Origin of the sequence: uncultured Leptotrichia sp., from assembly GCF_938036635.1 — a bacterium.
Taxonomy (GTDB): domain Bacteria; phylum Fusobacteriota; class Fusobacteriia; order Fusobacteriales; family Leptotrichiaceae; genus Leptotrichia; species Leptotrichia hongkongensis.
Genome location: NZ_CALHQO010000404.1, coordinates 1 through 16,471, shown reverse-complemented (window position 1 = coordinate 16,471; position 16,471 = coordinate 1). Strand labels below are relative to the sequence as shown.

The following is a 16,471-nucleotide window of genomic DNA, read 5'->3' as shown; positions in this document are numbered from 1 at the left end:
GTAATTACTTCGGGGCAGGATTGGCTGATTATCCTTTCCTTAGTATTGATTGAGTGTTTGCTTTCGGTTGATAACGCAATTGTGTTGGCCGCCCAAACACGAGTTTTACCAACGTTAAAGGAACAAGAAGAATCACTTTTCTACGGGATTTGGGGTTCGTACCTTTTCCGGTTTCTGGTTATTGGCTTAGGAACCTACTTGATCCACTTCTGGGAGATTAAGGTTCTTGGTTCTATTTACCTAATGTACTTAGTTTACCGATTCTTCAGTGCTAAGTTTTCTCATAAGCAAAAGAAAGAAAAGAAACCGTTAATTCATCGTTTAGGCGGAAATTTGACGGGAAGAAAACTGTTCTGGTCTGTAGTTGCCCAGATTGAAATGATGGATATTATTTTCTCCATTGATTCTGTGTTAGTGTCCTTAGCAATTTCAAACAACCCAGTAATCGTCCTGATCGGGGGGATTATTGGGATTGCATGTATGCGTGGAGTCGCCGAAATTATTATGAAGTTAATGCGGAAGATTCCAGAACTGGAACCAATGGCGTATGTCTTAATTTTCATTATTGCAATTAAGCTCTTCTTAACCATCCCGGCAATCGACATTGAAATACCATCTGGTTACTTCGGAGCATTTGTCCTCATTGTCTTTATCGTTACGATGATCATTCACTATCTCCGTCAACCAAAACGAAAGGAAGAATAACAATGGCAACAGTTGTGACTGACCAGACCTTTGCTGAGTTGACTAGTTCTGCACCAGTAGTGGTGGTTGACTTTTGGGCTCCGTGGTGTGGCCCCTGCAAGATGATGGCTCCGGCATTGGAGAACCTTGAAAAAAAGTATGCCGGCAAAATTAAATTTTTGAAGTTGAATGTTGATAATAATAAGGAAAATGCTGCTAAGTACAAAGTAATGAGCATCCCAACCTTAATTCTTTTTCGGGATGGCGTTGCTAAAGAAAAGGTAACTGGCTTCTACCCTGAAGCTAAGTTGGATCATTATTTTGCAAGAAAAATTTATAAGAATTTCTTGATACGGAAGTACACCACTAAAATATCACTGCTCTAACTTTATAAAATTTAATTGACAAACAACCTAAAAATGAAGTAAAATTTTAACAAATACTACAGGAGGAAACTTAATGGCAAAAACAAAAAAAACAAGAACTAGAACTAAAAATAATGAAATAAATATAACATTTTCAGCAATTTTTACAGGAATTATCGGAGCAGTCCTAGTATCTGCAAGTTCCTTTTACATCGTGCTGAAATTTGGAGCATTACCATGGCCTACAATAATGGTTACACTTTTATCTATGATGACTCTAAATTTCTTTAAAAAGGCTAATAATAAAGAGATTACAATTACACATACAATTATGAGTGCTGGATCAATGGTGGCTGGCGGAGTCGCTTTCACAATGCCTGCTTATCTTATTTTAGGCGGAAAGCTTACGGATATTAATCAGCAGCTGTTATTTTTGACTATTTTGATTGGAAGTATTGCTGGAGCATTTTTATCGTATATTTTTCGTACAAAGCTGATTGAAGAGGAAAAATTGGAATTTCCAATCGGAGAAGCGGCATATAACCTTGTAAATTCTGGAAAAAATACAGGAAGTATCCGTTATGTCGGTTTTGGGACATTATTTAGCTCTATTGTTGCTCTCTTGCGTGATTTTAATTTTTCAAAAGGAAAAGCTCCTATTATTCCAGCATTAGTTTCACTAAAAAATGTGCCTTTCAGCTTTTATGTTTCGCCTCTTTTAGTCGGAATCGGGTATGTGCTTGGATTTTTAAATACATTTGTCTGGTTTTTAGGTGGCGCTGCTGTTATTTTTGTTGGGGAACCGCTTGCAAAAATGTTTAAAATTGCTGATTTTCCCATTATGAAAAATAGTTTTGGAATGGGATTTATGATTGGAATCGGAATTGCTGTAATTTTAAAAATTATTTTTTCAAATAAATCAAAGAATAATTCAGAAAATAGAAGTATCATTACCAAATTATTTATTTTATCAGCCGTTTCAATAACTATAATAATTTTTATTTATAAACTTCCAATATTTCTTGCATTAGTTTTAGTCCTAATCTCGATTTTATGTACAATAATCGCAGGTTATTCGACTGGAAAGACTGGAGTTAATCCAATGGAAATTTATGCCATAATCACAATTCTGGTAATTTCATTTTTAAATAAAATGTTAAACGGATTAAACATTGGCGGAATAAAATTTTCTACAAACTTAAACACTCTGACGTTATTTTTACTGGCTTGCATTATAGCAGTAGCATGCGGACTTTCTGGCGATATTCTAAACGACTTTAAATCAGGATATAAAATGAAAGTAAATCCATCAGAACAGCTTTTTGGTGAATTAATCGGCTCAATTGCAAGTTCTTTTGTAATAACATTCTTATTTTTTGTATTTTTCAGAGTCTATAAAACTATCGGTCCAGTAGAAAATACCGATTTGATAGCATTACAAGCCTCAATTGTTGCAACAGTAATAAACGGAATTCCGTTTTTGAATATTTTCTTTATTGGACTTGCGGCTGGACTGCTTTTAAGCCTGTTAAATTTACCAGTTTTAACTTTTGGAATTGGAATCTATGTGCCGTTTTATTTAACTTCAACTGTATTTTTAGGCGGACTTGCAAGTTTTTTTGGAAACAGAATTTCACAAAAATCTCACTCAAACCTGCTTTTAATTTCTAATGGATTAATGAGCGGAGAAGCGATTATAGGCGTTATTTTATCAATTGTTGCTTATATTAAGCTGTTTGTAAAATAAAAAAATATCTTTATATATTTAAATTTAGACAAGATTTTGAGTTTAATCTTTTAATAAACTCACTAACAGAAAGGAAAAATAATGATTTTAGGATTTGATATCGGAAATACACATATTATACCGATTTTTTATAATGAAAATGGTGATATTCTAGCAACATTCAGAATACCGACACATCTGGAATTTACCGAAGATACTCTTTTTGTAATGTTAAAGGAATTTGCAAAAAACAGCAATTTAGAAATTTCAGATATTAAAAATATTGTTGTTTCATCAGTTGTTCCAAATATTAACGAAAATTTTACAAGGCTTGGAAAAAAATATTTTAACATCAATCCAATGTTTGTAACACTTGACAATGTAGAAAATGAAATAAAAATTTTGCCAAATATGGAACGTGGTCTCGGTGCAGACAGGATTGTAGACATTTTGGCAGCAAAAAAACTGTATCCAGAAAAGGAACTTTTAATAATTGATTTTGGTACAGCCACAACTTTTGACATGATAAAAGATTCCACTTATATGGGCGGCTGCATTCTTCCTGGAATCACACTTTCAATAAATGCCTTATTTAGCAATACCGCTGCCTTGCCAAAAATTGAATTTACTAATCCTGAAACAGTTTTGGGAATAAATACAATTTCACAAATAAATGCTGGTATCTTTTACGGAAATGTTGGTGCAATAAAAGAATTGATTTTACAATACAAAAATTCCTTTCCAAACGCTTACGTTATCGCAACTGGCGGACAGGGACAAAAAATTTCAGAATATATCGAAGAAATTGATGAATATGTAGCAAAACTTGGAGAAATGGGAATTTTTGAATTTTATAAATTACAAAGAGGAGAGAAAGATGAAAGTAAAAGTTAAATTGAATACTGTTCAATATGAATGTGAACTGGAGATAATGGAATCGTATTGTAATATACCTTTTATTTCAAATAAGGAATTACAGTTTTATGTGAAATATGCTGGACTGCAAATAACTCCTAACGTATTAAATCAACTTTCCGAAGAAGCCAAAAATCAAATTTATAAATATATAGGAGTTATGGATATAGTCTGGTTTGATATTGCTAAGGTCTATATAACAAACATAACAGCGTACAGTATAGAAATAGGATTTTCAGAAAATATGCAAATAATGGAAGAAATATACAGTGATTTTGATTCAAATATCCCTATAAATGAATTTGAGACTGGAATTTTATTTCCAAACCTTCCAGCAAGATTTTTATTTCAGACATTAGGAGATATTTATGTAGAATTCGATACGAATGATTTAAATATACTTGATTTTAAAATTCATGACAACATAAAAAAATTGATGTGTTCAAAAGGATTAGATGATAAATTCAAAAAGTATAATTTAAAAAACAATATTTAAAAAAGGAAATAAAATGAATAAAATAGCAAAAAATATATTAATCGGCTCAATAATTACAATAGCTGGAGCAGTTGCAACTCAAAATGTTGTTGCTGGACTTCTTTACCATGAATATAAAATCAAGACTTACTATGAAAAAGATGACAAATCTCGGAAAAATCAGGATTTTATGGTGCTTCTTCATGGTATTTATGGGAAAAGTTCAGATATGGAAAGTATTGCACAAAAATTTAAGAATGATTACAGGATTATCAATATTCAATATCCTACAACTAAGGACACTGCTGAAGAGATTGTTGAACGTTATATAAAGCCAAATATTGAGGATATTAATGGGCAAATTTATGCAGAAAATCTACATAGAAAAATAGAAAATCAGTATTATGAAATTGACGAAAATGGTAAACGAAAAGATAAAAAAAATGATGAAAATACACAAAAAAATATAAAGATTAATTTTGTGGCACACTCGATGGGAACTGGGATTTTACGATATTATTTAAAGGAAAATCCTCTTGAAAATTTAGGAAAAGTTGTATTTATTTCACCGCCATCCCACGGAAGCCATCTAGCAGATGTTCCATTTGTAGACAAACTTCCATTTATGCTTGGAAAAGTCGTTCCACAATTTAGCACAAAAAAGGATAGTTTTGTAAATCAGCTTGGCGAACCTAATTACGATTATATGATTCTGATTGGAAATAAGACAAATAATCCGCTGTATTCTATGATTATTCGTGGAAAGGACGATGGGATGGTGCCTTTGGAAACTGCAAAAATGGAATCTGATAATTTTAAAATTATTAATAATACTACTCACACGAGTATTTTGAAAGATAATCGAACAATGAAGGAGATTTCTGACTTTTTAAAAAGTCCTGATATAAAAGAAAATGATGAAAAAAAAGACGACAAAACGAACTAACTACACAACCAAAAAAACTACAAGAACAAGAAATATTCCAAAAGCTGAGCAACCTTTCTTAGAAGGGATTTCCTGTGATATCTATGTTGGAAAAAAGGCTGGCATTAGTGTACGAAATGCAATCCAAAAAGCCAAGAAATCAATCACGGTAATCTCTCCCTTTTTAAGTGGGGATATGATAACTGAAGATATTTTTAGTTCATTAAACAAAGACGTGCAGGTAAATATCGTTTCAAAAGATAATGAAAAAATTTATCCTTTTTTACGAAAAAACTTATTTAAATATCATTCAATACTAGGTTTTGGAAAATTCATTCTTCTCTTTGGAAAAATTATACTAACAGCACTCTATTTAATTTTGTCGGTTGCAGCACTAGAAATTTTTACACTATTTCTTTTTGATATTTCCTTTACAAAGTCTGTATTTCCAATTACAAAAAACAATCTTTTAGTTTTAATAATTTTTCTAGGAATTTTTACATTTTTTCTAAGAACAGCAATAAAAAACAACGAATTTTACTATTCGTTGCGTGATAATTTTAATATTCATATTTTAAGCAAGAACTACGATCTTCACAGCAAAATCTACATAATTGATAATAAAATTGCATTTTTAGGCTCCTTAAACTTTACTGACACAGGATTTATGCTAAATCACGAAACTTGCATAAAAACAACCGACAAAACTGCAATTAAGCACTTAAATAACGTTTATAAAGATTTACTGAAAGTAAACCCAGTATCACTAAAAGAATTGAAATATAAAATTAGCAAAAAAAATTAGAGTTGCCTAGTTTAACTATTTAGACAACTCTTTTTTTAAATACAATTACAATTAATCTATTGGATTATAGCTTCCGTCCCATTCCAACCCTAAACTGTTAGCATAATCAAAGTTATCTGTTGCAAGTTTACCAGTTCTCTTATTTACAGTATAACTGAACAAACGTGGCTCAACATTTGGATCTCCACCGCATTTCATATTATTGCTTCGCACATCAATTTCAAATTCCTCATCAGTTTCATCAACATAAAATCTCATGCATTTTGTCCCTTGACTACCACCAAATTTATGCTTAGCTATTGAATTTTGCACAAGTCTCAAAGCTTCATTCTCACTTCTTACAGGTGCAGCGTTTGCCAATCCCGCACATACCAAAGAAAAAATCAAAACACCAATCTTTTTATTAAAAATTTTTTTCATCAAAATCACCTTCTCTTTCAATCTTTTACATATTAATTATACCATATTTTTTTGGAAAACAGAAAATTATAAAAAAATTATTTTATCAGTTTAGTATATTTGATACAAAATCCTGCTTTTTCAAAAATCTACTCATCTTTCAACTGATTCAACAATTCCTCAACATCAATTTTCTTAACTTTCCCATTTTTCAGAAAAATTTCAACACGGCGATTATTGTATCTTCCAATTTCTGTATCATTTGTATCAACTGGATTTTCAGAACTTTTTCCAGTTATTTTACTAATTTTTATATCTTTTCTCAATCCATTTTGTTTCAAAAATTCAGACATTTTCTCAGCTCTTGAGAAAGATAATTTCTTTTTATTTTTTTCAGTTTCATCAGCATATCCAATAATTACAAATTCTTCATTCTCAAGAAAAACATTTAATAAATATTCTATTTCGCCTTTAATTTCCCGTTTTTCAATCTCAGTCACTTCTTCTTTATTAACAGGAAACCCTCTTAATTATCATTTTCACAATTTTTCCATCTTTATCTACAAATCTAATCGTAGTCCAATTTTCACATATTGCTCCATCAGGACACAATTTTGGAAGTTTATTTACTATTTCCAAATTTTTCTTGGCAATTTCAGAACCATTTTTTATTGCCAACCTATAATATTCTTTTGCCTTAGGAATATTTCGAGAATTTTTATCTTTTGCATACAAATTCCCCAAATTATTAATCGCCTTTTTATCTCCATTTTTTATTTTTTCTTCCAATTGCTTTACTTTTTGAAAAAACTCATCATATGAAGAAATATTAGCCATCTCATTATTTTTTAAGTTGTCCGAAAATAAATTAAATCCTAAAATTATTGTGAAAAGTAAAATTATTTTTTTCATAAAAACTTATCCCTTCTAAATTTTTATAATTTTTTATTCATCCACTAACTGTTTTTTTAATTCAAAAACATTAACAGGTTTTGGTTCAACTTCATTTTTTATTATAATTTCCACTCTCCGATTATTGTATCTTCCTTCGACCGTATCATCGTTATCTACTGGATTTTCAATTCCTCTGCCAATTATTTTTGTAAATTTTAATCCTTCTTTCAATCCAGCCTCTCTAAAAAATTTAGCAAATTTCTCCGCTCTTTTCAACGAAATTGATTTTTTTTCTCTTGAATCACTATAACCGACAATTTCTAAATCTGCACTTTCAAAAAGTCTATTCCAAACTTCTTTTGTTGCGGATTTCATAAAATCTTTTTCACTTTCATTTAACTCTTCTCCATCTACTTTGTATCCTCTAACCACATATTTATATTCATTTCCTATTTTAAAAGGTATAATCCAAGTCCATTCATCAAAAACACCAGGAGTTATAGGAAAGGGGATTTTCTCTACCAGTTCTAAATTTTTTTTCGCAACTTTAGAGCCATTTTCTATTGCTAAATTGTAATATTTTTTAGCTTCTCTAATAAAATTATTTCTAGCATAATAATTAGCTAAGTTATTAATCGCCTTCTTGTCTCCACTTTCTATTTTCTTCTTAAATTCTTCAACTTTTTCACTAAATTTTTCAAAATCAAAGTCCATAAGTGAATACCCAATCATTTCTCCATCTGAATTATAAAATTGTCTTACATATTCATCAGAAAACAAATTAACTGCCAAAACCAATACAAAAAATAAAACTATTTTTTTCATAACAAATTCACTCCCTTATAATATTAAAAACTCAGAACCTCATTAAAGTAATTTACTTTATACATCAAGTGCCTCTCTCAACTCCTCTATGCTGTCATATCCCTTTACACTATCATCTTTTGCTATCCGTCTTCCTTCTTCAATTGCTTTCATTGTTACTTCATTTGGCTCTTCTTCCAATTTCAATTCAAAAGGAATTCTATTTTCCCTAATCGCAGTTTTCAAAAACATATTTACAGCCGTTGTCATTGTCAGCCCAAATTTATTGAACAACTCATTCGCTTTTTCTTTTGTTTCTTTATCAACTCTAATACTTAAATTTGCATTTGCCATAACAAATACCTCCTTTTTTTCTTCATTGTATCAATTTTTAATTACATTGTCAACACAAAGCCATACAAAAAATAAATATTTTCTTTTTATATATTTCAATATTTTTCTACAACTTCCCAATTTCCACTTCCAATTTATCTAACAGCAAATCAAACTGCTTTGCCACAGCCTCGATTGTTTCAATTTTTGACAAATCAACTCCTGCCTTTTTAAGCTGTTCCATTGGGAAGTCATTTCCTCCTGAGCTTAATAATTGAATGTATTTGTCTAGTGTTTGCTTTTTCTCGCTTTCATCACTTGAATTTATCATTTTTTCATATAAAATCGCTGATGAGGCAAAGCAAGTGGCGTATTGATACACGTAAAATGGCGAGTTGAAAAAGTGTGGAACTCTTGCCCAGAAAATATAGATTAAATCATCTTTTTCGATTATGTCGCCGTAATATTTGTCAAACAAGTCTTCCATAATTTTGCTCAAAACTTCCGCTGTGATTGGCTCTCCAGCTTCTGCCAGCTTGTGTGCCTGATATTCATAATCTGCTAGCAATGCCTGAAAATAGAATGTTCCAACAATATTCCCAATTTCCTGCTCCAGCAGTGCGATTCTTTCTTTTGGATTATTGGTATTTTCCAGCATATAGTCAAGCAGTAATCTTTCGTTAAATGTGGAAGCCACTTCCGCTACGAAAATTGTGTAGTCTGCCATCGAGAAAGGCTGATTTTCGTCTGAATAAAGAGTGTGCAAAGTATGTCCCAGTTCGTGTGCCAATGTAAATACGCTGTCTAAAGTCTTGTTGTAATTTAGAAGCATATATGGGTGAACTCCGTAAACTCCAGCAGAATACGCTCCTGTTCTTTTCCCTTTTGCCTCAAATACATCCAGCCAGCCTTCTGAAATCGCTTTTTTCATTTTTTCTACATAATCTTTTCCAAGTGGAGCAACTGAATTTAACACTATTTTCTTCGCATCATCGTACTCGTATTCCTTGTCAAATTCTATTAGATTAATTGAGCCGTCAAAATTATAATATTTTTCAAGTCCTAAAATTTTCTTTCTCAATTTTAAATATCTTTGCAATGGTTTTGTATTATTTTTCGCCGTATTGACAAGATTTAAGTAAATTTCTTCTGGAATATTGTCACTCTCCAGATGGCTTAATAAAAATGAATCGTAATTGTAGGCTTTCTTTGAAGCAATTCCCTTTTGCAAAATTGAGTTATAAATTGCAGCAATCGTATTTTTTTTCTTTTCATAAATTGTATAAAACGTCTGAAACATCAGTTTTCTGTCTTCCTGATTTCTATTTGTAGACAAAATCTTAGAATAATTGGCAGGCGTTACATCCACTTTTTCTCCTGAACTAAGCGTAACTTGAGGCCACTCCACATCCGTAACCGTAACTTCCGAATAAATACTTCTCGGTGCTGAAAAGAATGAGCTGTAGTACGACAGTAATTTGCTTTCCTTTTCTTCCAGAATATGCTTCTGTAATCTAAATAAATTTTTCAGTCCAAATCTATAATCATCAAATTCTTTTTTTTCAATCCATTTTTCAATATTCTCACGATTATCAACCAGTTCCGAATTTACCCAGGATAATTCAGTAGAAATCTCTGCAAACAAAAACTGCACCTTCTGTAAATGCTCCACAGCCTCCTTATCCGATGAGTTCAAATCCCTCGCAAGCTGAGGATAACGATACAATTTATAAGAAATCTTATCCATTTCCTCCTGCTTCTGAAAAAACTCCAATAACTTTCCTTCATTCCCAAATTGCCCTTTAAACCCAGCCAATTCTTTTTTCAGCTCACTAACTTTCTCAAAATCTTTCTCCCAAGCTGAATAATTTTCATAAATATCCGATAAATTCCATTTATATTCCTGTTTTATTTCACTTCTTTCCATTTTATTTTTTCCTTTCTAAAATTAACTAAAGTATAGTAAAACTTATTTAAAATCAAACTCAAAAGTTATAACTATTTTACTCAAACCTTAAATTTATATAATTTTAGCAGTTTAATTTAAAATAGGTTTGAGCATATAATCAAAAAACTCATATATTGTTATGATATTATACCTTTTTTAGCAAATTTTTAAAAGATATTTTTTATAATTTATGCAAATTCCAAGTTTATTTAATTTTTATTTCCTTTAAAAATTAGCTTTTATTTGATATAATGATTATAAAAAAGGATTATTGCTGTAAATATAGCAATTCTATTTTAAAATGTGAGTATAGAGCTAGACCGCATATATGGTTATTTTTACTGCTTTTTAAATAGATTGACTATAAAATCCAATATATACAGGAAAGGGCTGAGAAATATGAAAAAAATGTGGGAAGGTCGATTCCATAAGGAAACTAATAAATTGTTAGAAAAATTTAATGCATCAATTACATTTGATAAAAGAATGTATGAGGAAGATATTACAGGAAGTATTGCACATAGCCGAATGCTTGCTAGGCAAGGGATTATTGCGGAAAATGAACAAAAAGATATTGAAAATGGGTTGCTTCAGATAAAGGATGAAATTGAAAAGGGAGAATTTGAGTTTAGAATTGAAGATGAAGATATTCATATGTCGATTGAGAAAAGGCTGACACAGATTATTGGGGCTGTGGCTGGGAAATTGCATACTGCTAGAAGCCGAAACGATCAGGTGGCTCTTGACGTGCGAATGTATGTACGAAAAGAAGCTCGTGAAATCTCAAATTTACTTGTAAAAATGGAAAATGTACTGCTAGAGCTTGCTGAAAAATATAAAAGTGTTATTATTCCTGGATATACACATTTACAAAGGGCTCAGCCAATTTTATTCTCTCATCACTTGATGGCTTACTTTCAAATGTTTAAAAGGGATATTTCGAGAATTGAGGACTTTCTCAAAAGAAGTGATGAAATGCCACTTGGAGCAGGGGCATTGGCTGGAACTACATTTAATCTTGATAGACATTTTGTGGCAGAAGAACTTGGATTTTCAAAACCTACGGAAAATAGTCTTGATTCTGTAAGTGACAGAGATTTTATAATTGAGCTTGCAATGATTATTTCAGTAATTTCAATGCACTTGTCAAGATTTTCAGAAGAAATTATTATCTGGTGCACATCCGAATTTTCATTTATAAATCTAGATGATGCCTTTGCAACTGGCTCTTCAATTATGCCACAGAAAAAAAATCCCGACATTGCTGAACTTGTAAGAGGGAAAACAGGCAGAATCTACGGAAATCTTATGGGAATCTTAACAACAATGAAAGCACTTCCGCTAGCTTACAACAAGGATATGCAGGAAGACAAGGAAGGAATTTTTGACTCAATTGACAATATCAAATTATCCATTGAAATTTTCTACCTAATGCTTGATACAATAACAGTAAATAATGAAAAAATCTATGCTTCAATGCGGGCAGGATTCCTAAACGCAACAGATGTAGCCGATTACCTTGCAAAACACAACGTTCCATTCAGACAGGCACATAAAATCGTTGGAGAAATCGTATCCTACTGCGAAGATAAGAAAATCGCAATTGATGACATGAAACTCGAAGAATTTCATAAATTTTCTGACGTTTTCAAAGATGATATTCTTTCAGAAATCACAATCGAAAACTGCGTAAACAAGCGAAATTCATTTGGTGGAACCTCCATAAAAAATGTTGAAATGCAAATTGAAAATGGAAAGAAATTTTTAGAAACTTTATAATATTACCCTTATTTAAAAATGAGAATAAATTTTTATAATTAGGTTTCATCATCATTCAACTTTTTTATTTTTTATTTTTGTAGGATTGCTCATTGCCGCAAAACCTTATCTTGCAGTAAAGATTTATCCTGATAATTAAAATTGTGGCAAGATTGCTACGCAATACCTATGGCTAGACTACGACTCTTATTTACTCAACTCCGAAACTCCTCCTTTCAGTCGTCAAACAATCGTAGTTGAGCAACTAAAAGCTCCGTCAGTTTATTAAAAATAAAAAAGTTATTTTGTTATAACATAACCATTTTAACAAAATACTAGAAAAGTAAATCTATAAATTATTTTTTATACACTTCAATAATTTTATTAATAATTTCAGTTGTGGAAATGTTATCCACGAAGGATAAAATCTTTACTTCTCCGCCATTTTTTTCAACAACTTTTGTTTCTGGCAAGTCTTCTTTTTTGTAATCTCCGCCTTTTACGTGAATATCTGGCTTTAAAATATCCAGCAGTTTTTCTGGTGTTTTTTCATTAAAAATTACTGTATAGTCTACAAATTTTGTACCCAAAAGCACAAATGCTCTATTTGTTTCACTATTTATAGGTCTTTTATCTCCCTTGTTCACTTTAACTGAAGCATCGCTATTTACACCGACAACCAAAACATCGCCTAAATTTCTGGCTTCCTCTAGATAAGTCAAATGCCCAACATGTAAAATATCAAAAACTCCGTTAGTAAAAACTACCTTTTTCCCAGCCTTCTGCAATCTCACTATTTCATTTCTCATTTCATCAGCAGTCAGCAAATTATCTTTAAAACTTTTTTCCAATTTTCTCTCCAATATATTCATCTATTCTATTTATAATTATAATGTTTTTAATTCATAATTTACTCAATCCCTAAGTTTATTTAATTTTAAAAAGGTTTGAGCATACATCAAATTATACCACATTTTTTCCAAAAAAAGAAAATTTTTCTATTTTTTTTCAACTTTTATTTTTTCTAATTCCAACAATTTGATTTTAAAAAGTTTTAAGTATATTCTCACAATTTTTTTATTAAAAAAGAAAAAGAAGCATAAGCTTACTGCTTTTACTTCTCTTAAATTTTAAAATTTTATTATTAGCACCTTTTTATCGAAATATTTTTATAAAACGTTTTTGAGTTTTATTACAAGTATAACCTATATTCTCATAAAATTTATGTGCTTCTGAACGATGAGAACCCGAATTTAATCTAATGAAATTAATATTATTGTTTAAAGCATACTCTTCAACAAAAACCATCAGTTTTTTCCCTATACCCTTGCCTTGAAAATTGGAATTTACTGCTAATCCTAATACATTTAACCCAATATCACTATATAAACTTTCATACATCTCTGCGTGAACAAAACCAACAACCTTACTTGTTTTTTTGTCTTCATATACTGCGATAATATGATGTTTATAATCAATAGATAATTTTTCAATTTGCGTCTTGACAGTCTTAATATCAACATTATATCCTAACTCATCTTTACAAATTTCTTGTATATACTTCGCATCTAGTATATTAATCTCTCTTATCACACTTTTACCTCTATAACTTCTAATTTTTCATATTTACTTTTTTCTATAATAAATACTTCAACCTTAGTATTATTTTATATACATTTATTTAGAAAAATCCGTTATCAGCATTTCCATTTCAATTTTATCTTCAAGCTCAACATCCATAATGTATCCCCATAGTATATTTGTTTGGTCTGCTCCAAATTTTTCATTTATAATCATAGTTATTTCCTGTAAATCCGTTAATCCAATGTCTGGTCCTGCTGTAATGCTTAACAGTATCTTTCTCGCTTTTGGAAGATTTTTTATAAAAGGGCTGTTTATTATTTGTTCTGTAGCAAGTTTTACCTTATTCTGACCTTCACCTTTACCAAATGCCATTACACCTTCTCCTAAATTTCCTAGCATTATTTTTATATCATCAAAATCAAGATTCACTATCCCTTGTTTTTTTATTAGATTTGTTATAAATTCTACATTTTTTATAAAAATTTCATCTCTTTTTTCAAATAATTTATCAAAAGTTGCACTTAAATCTGCTTCCATTAATTTTTTAAGAGGCAAAACTATAACAGTATCAGAAACTTCTTCTAATTTCTTGATTTCTTCAGCTTCTCCATTTGAATTAATTGATGTAGCAACTACAACCACTGTTAATATTCCCATTGTTTTTGCAACTTCTGAAACAATGTAGGCAATTTCGTTATTTTTCTTTTCCGACATTTCTGTCAAAATAAATACTAAATTAGTATTTTTCAATGCACTCTGCACTTTTTCACTTAAATCTTCAGAAACCAATATTTTCGATTCTACATTCAGTTTATCCAAATTCCCTTGGTTTGTATCAATTCCCACAAATCCAACTTCTGCAATCTCTTTTTTCATCATCTTATTCAAGACATCATTTCCCACTGTACCAATTCCAATAACTTTTATTCCAACACCGTCCATATTTTTCTCCTTTATATATAAAGTTTTCTTTTTCCAGATTTTAACATATTTTTACCAAATATATTCTATTTTTTATACAACTTTGCCTTTTCTTCTAATAATAAAAACTCAATCGTATGCTTTATATAATCCATTGACATATTATGTATTTTTTGATTGTATAGTTTTATCGCTGTTTTTTTAATTTTTTCTTTATTAGCATAAATAAATCTTAATTCCTTTAAAATTAATTTCTTATAGCTTTCATCCGTTTCCTTGTGAATATCATAATATTTAATTACTGTTTTATCAAAAATTGGAATCATATTGCTTATTTTTATAGTTCCCAGTAAAATGTTTCTTTGTTTATCAATAATTCTAATAATAAAATTATTTGACTTTCGTATTTTTCTATTAGTATAATCATTTTTTTTATTTGGAGATGATAATGGTGCCAAATAATCACAATTATTCACTTTTAAAAGCACCCCAATATATTTTCGTGTTTTTGTATAATTTTCTCCTGAATAATTTAAAACTCTATTGTCAAAAAGTTTCAAATAATTTATATAGCTTTCATCCACTTCATATAACTTCATAAATCCCCCTCGAAAAAAAGCTACCATAATTGGTAGCTTTGCATTTAAAGTTGCTTCATTTTAAGGCAGTGCAACACCTGTTTTTATCTGTCCTTCATTTTAAGGTAGTGGAACACCTGTTTTTATCTGTCCTTCATTTTAAGGTAGTGGAACACCTGTTTTTAAACTTTTTCTTTCAATGTAATTATATCATATCTAATTGATTAGTCAATACTTTTTCTTTTTTTATTTATAAATTTTTAAATTATTTTTATTAATTGCAAAAATCTGTTGCAATCAAATATACTTTTACACAGCTCCCTTTTTGTTCAAAATCTTCAGAATTTTCAAATTTAGCTTCTTCAAAGACTGTTCCCCATGCGAGAAATAAGTCTGGATTTTCGGTGCTTTTGGCTACTGCTGTGGCAATTTGGCTTATTTCTTCCAGGCGTATGTCATTTCCTGAGGTTATATTCATTAGTATTTTTCCTGCTCCTTTTATTGAACGTTCTAAAAGTGGGGTATTTAGTGCCTGTTCTACCGCTTTTTTTGCTCTGTCCTCTCCGTCTGCTTTTCCAAAGCCTAATACTGTTTTGCCTGAATTTTGCAATATAGACTTAATGTCTGCAAAGTCTAAATTTACAATTCCCTGTTTTTTTATCAAATCCAATATTCCTTTTACAATTATCACAAAAGCTTTTTCTGCTTTTTCATAAATATTTATTGCTGGATTTTCTTTATATAGCTCTTTTAATTTTTGATATGGAATGACTATTATTGTATCCGTGAGATGTTTTAATTTTTTCTTTCCTTTTTTAGCAAGTTTTATTTTATTGGAGGCTTCAGATTTAAAGGGACTTGATACAACTGCGACTGTTAATATGCCCATTGTTTTTGCAATTTCTGCAATAACAGCTGAGGCAAAGGCACCAGTTCTTTCAGCCATTTCAGCTATAATAAATACCATATCTGCTTTTTCCATTTCTTTTTTAATTTGCTTTTTTAATCCTTCTACAGCTTCATAAGAAATCATTGAAGATACAAATATTTTTGTATCAGCTTTTGAATTATCTAGATTGCTCTTTTCAGTATCTACAGTTATAAAATCAGCTCTTATATCCTGTCTTGCTGTCATTTTATTTATTACATTATTTCCTGTTTTACCTATTCCTATAATTTTTATTTTTACTCCATTTAATGTTTTTTTCTTAATGTCACTTTTTTCTTCAACACATTCGGCAATGTCCCACATTGTCCAATCCTCCCAAATAATCTTGCTATAAATGTATTTCTTTTTTTATTATATGCAACTTTGGAGTATAACATATAAATCTTTGTTTTTTATTTTTTTATTTTA

19 protein-coding genes are annotated in these 16,471 nt (G+C 30.2%); 8 read left to right on the top strand and 11 right to left on the bottom strand.

Annotated elements, in window-relative coordinates; all coding sequences use genetic code 11:
• The 7 genes from Q0370_RS08145 to Q0370_RS08115 form a co-directional block, all read left to right on the top strand.
• A partial coding sequence (locus Q0370_RS08145; protein WP_299574442.1) for a DUF475 domain-containing protein occupies nt 1-705 on the top strand: 705 nt, incomplete at its 5' end.
• Between the two features lie 2 nt (nt 706-707).
• Entirely contained in the window at nt 708-1,070 is a 363-nt protein-coding gene (gene trxA, locus Q0370_RS08140; protein ID WP_299574439.1) for a thioredoxin, read from the top strand.
• A gap of 73 nt (nt 1,071-1,143) precedes the next feature.
• Nucleotides 1,144-2,796, top strand: coding sequence for an OPT/YSL family transporter (locus tag Q0370_RS08135; RefSeq protein ID WP_299574436.1), 1,653 nt, complete (start codon nt 1,144-1,146; stop codon nt 2,794-2,796).
• Between the two features lie 81 nt (nt 2,797-2,877).
• A complete protein-coding gene (locus Q0370_RS08130; protein ID WP_299574433.1) occupies nt 2,878-3,669 on the top strand; it encodes a type III pantothenate kinase in 792 nt (263 codons plus the stop codon).
• Nucleotides 3,653-4,186 carry a hypothetical protein gene (locus Q0370_RS08125; RefSeq protein ID WP_299574430.1) on the top strand — a complete coding sequence of 178 codons (534 nt, stop codon included), beginning with the start codon at nt 3,653-3,655 and terminating at the stop codon, nt 4,184-4,186. The genes Q0370_RS08130 and Q0370_RS08125 overlap by 17 nt, the downstream gene beginning before the upstream one ends.
• Before the next feature lie 13 nt (nt 4,187-4,199).
• The gene (locus tag Q0370_RS08120) at nt 4,200-5,111 is read left to right on the top strand and encodes a lipase (RefSeq protein ID WP_299574427.1); all 912 of its coding nucleotides are present in this window, start codon (nt 4,200-4,202) and stop codon (nt 5,109-5,111) included.
• A complete protein-coding gene (locus Q0370_RS08115) occupies nt 5,080-5,895 on the top strand; it encodes a phospholipase D-like domain-containing protein (protein WP_299574423.1) in 816 nt (271 codons plus the stop codon). The genes Q0370_RS08120 and Q0370_RS08115 overlap by 32 nt, the downstream gene beginning before the upstream one ends.
• Before the next feature lie 51 nt (nt 5,896-5,946).
• On the opposite strand, the gene Q0370_RS08110 is transcribed toward Q0370_RS08115, so the two are convergent.
• From Q0370_RS08110 to pepF, 6 genes are all read right to left on the bottom strand, one after another.
• Complete coding sequence (locus tag Q0370_RS08110) at nt 5,947-6,315, bottom strand: hypothetical protein (RefSeq protein ID WP_299574419.1); 369 nt, start codon at nt 6,313-6,315, stop codon at nt 5,947-5,949.
• Between the two features lie 128 nt (nt 6,316-6,443).
• Nucleotides 6,444-6,794: an OmpA family protein gene (locus Q0370_RS08105; RefSeq protein ID WP_299574416.1), complete on the bottom strand. Its 351-nt coding sequence runs from the start codon at nt 6,792-6,794 to the stop codon at nt 6,444-6,446.
• 10 nt (nt 6,795-6,804) lie between these two features.
• Complete coding sequence (locus Q0370_RS08100) at nt 6,805-7,206, bottom strand: hypothetical protein (protein ID WP_299574414.1); 402 nt, start codon at nt 7,204-7,206, stop codon at nt 6,805-6,807.
• Between the two features lie 33 nt (nt 7,207-7,239).
• Entirely contained in the window at nt 7,240-8,013 is a 774-nt protein-coding gene (locus tag Q0370_RS08095; protein ID WP_299574412.1) for an OmpA family protein, read from the bottom strand.
• A 57-nt stretch (nt 8,014-8,070) separates the two neighbouring features.
• On the bottom strand, nt 8,071-8,346 hold the full coding sequence (locus Q0370_RS08090) for a type II toxin-antitoxin system RelB/DinJ family antitoxin (protein ID WP_299574410.1): 276 nt from the start codon (nt 8,344-8,346) through the stop codon (nt 8,071-8,073).
• 106 nt (nt 8,347-8,452) lie between these two features.
• On the bottom strand, nt 8,453-10,252 hold the full coding sequence (gene pepF, locus Q0370_RS08085; RefSeq protein ID WP_299574408.1) for an oligoendopeptidase F: 1,800 nt from the start codon (nt 10,250-10,252) through the stop codon (nt 8,453-8,455).
• Between the two features lie 420 nt (nt 10,253-10,672).
• On the opposite strand from pepF, the gene argH reads away from it, so the two are divergent.
• Nucleotides 10,673-12,052 carry an argininosuccinate lyase gene (gene argH, locus Q0370_RS08080; RefSeq protein ID WP_299574405.1) on the top strand — a complete coding sequence of 460 codons (1,380 nt, stop codon included), beginning with the start codon at nt 10,673-10,675 and terminating at the stop codon, nt 12,050-12,052.
• 335 nt (nt 12,053-12,387) lie between these two features.
• Here argH and rfaE2 read toward each other — a convergent pair whose 3' ends face one another.
• The 5 genes from rfaE2 to Q0370_RS08055 form a co-directional block, all read right to left on the bottom strand.
• Nucleotides 12,388-12,840: a D-glycero-beta-D-manno-heptose 1-phosphate adenylyltransferase gene (rfaE2, locus tag Q0370_RS08075; protein WP_299574445.1), complete on the bottom strand. Its 453-nt coding sequence runs from the start codon at nt 12,838-12,840 to the stop codon at nt 12,388-12,390.
• 346 nt (nt 12,841-13,186) lie between these two features.
• On the bottom strand, nt 13,187-13,624 hold the full coding sequence (locus Q0370_RS08070; RefSeq protein ID WP_299574403.1) for a GNAT family N-acetyltransferase: 438 nt from the start codon (nt 13,622-13,624) through the stop codon (nt 13,187-13,189).
• Nucleotides 13,625-13,708: 84 nt separating this feature from the next.
• On the bottom strand, nt 13,709-14,557 hold the full coding sequence (locus Q0370_RS08065; protein WP_299574400.1) for a cell division protein FtsZ: 849 nt from the start codon (nt 14,555-14,557) through the stop codon (nt 13,709-13,711).
• A 65-nt stretch (nt 14,558-14,622) separates the two neighbouring features.
• On the bottom strand, nt 14,623-15,135 hold the full coding sequence (locus Q0370_RS08060) for a type III toxin-antitoxin system ToxN/AbiQ family toxin (protein ID WP_299574398.1): 513 nt from the start codon (nt 15,133-15,135) through the stop codon (nt 14,623-14,625).
• 253 nt (nt 15,136-15,388) lie between these two features.
• A complete protein-coding gene (locus Q0370_RS08055; protein WP_299574396.1) occupies nt 15,389-16,366 on the bottom strand; it encodes a cell division protein FtsZ in 978 nt (325 codons plus the stop codon).
• Nucleotides 16,367-16,471: the final 105 nt, after the last annotated feature.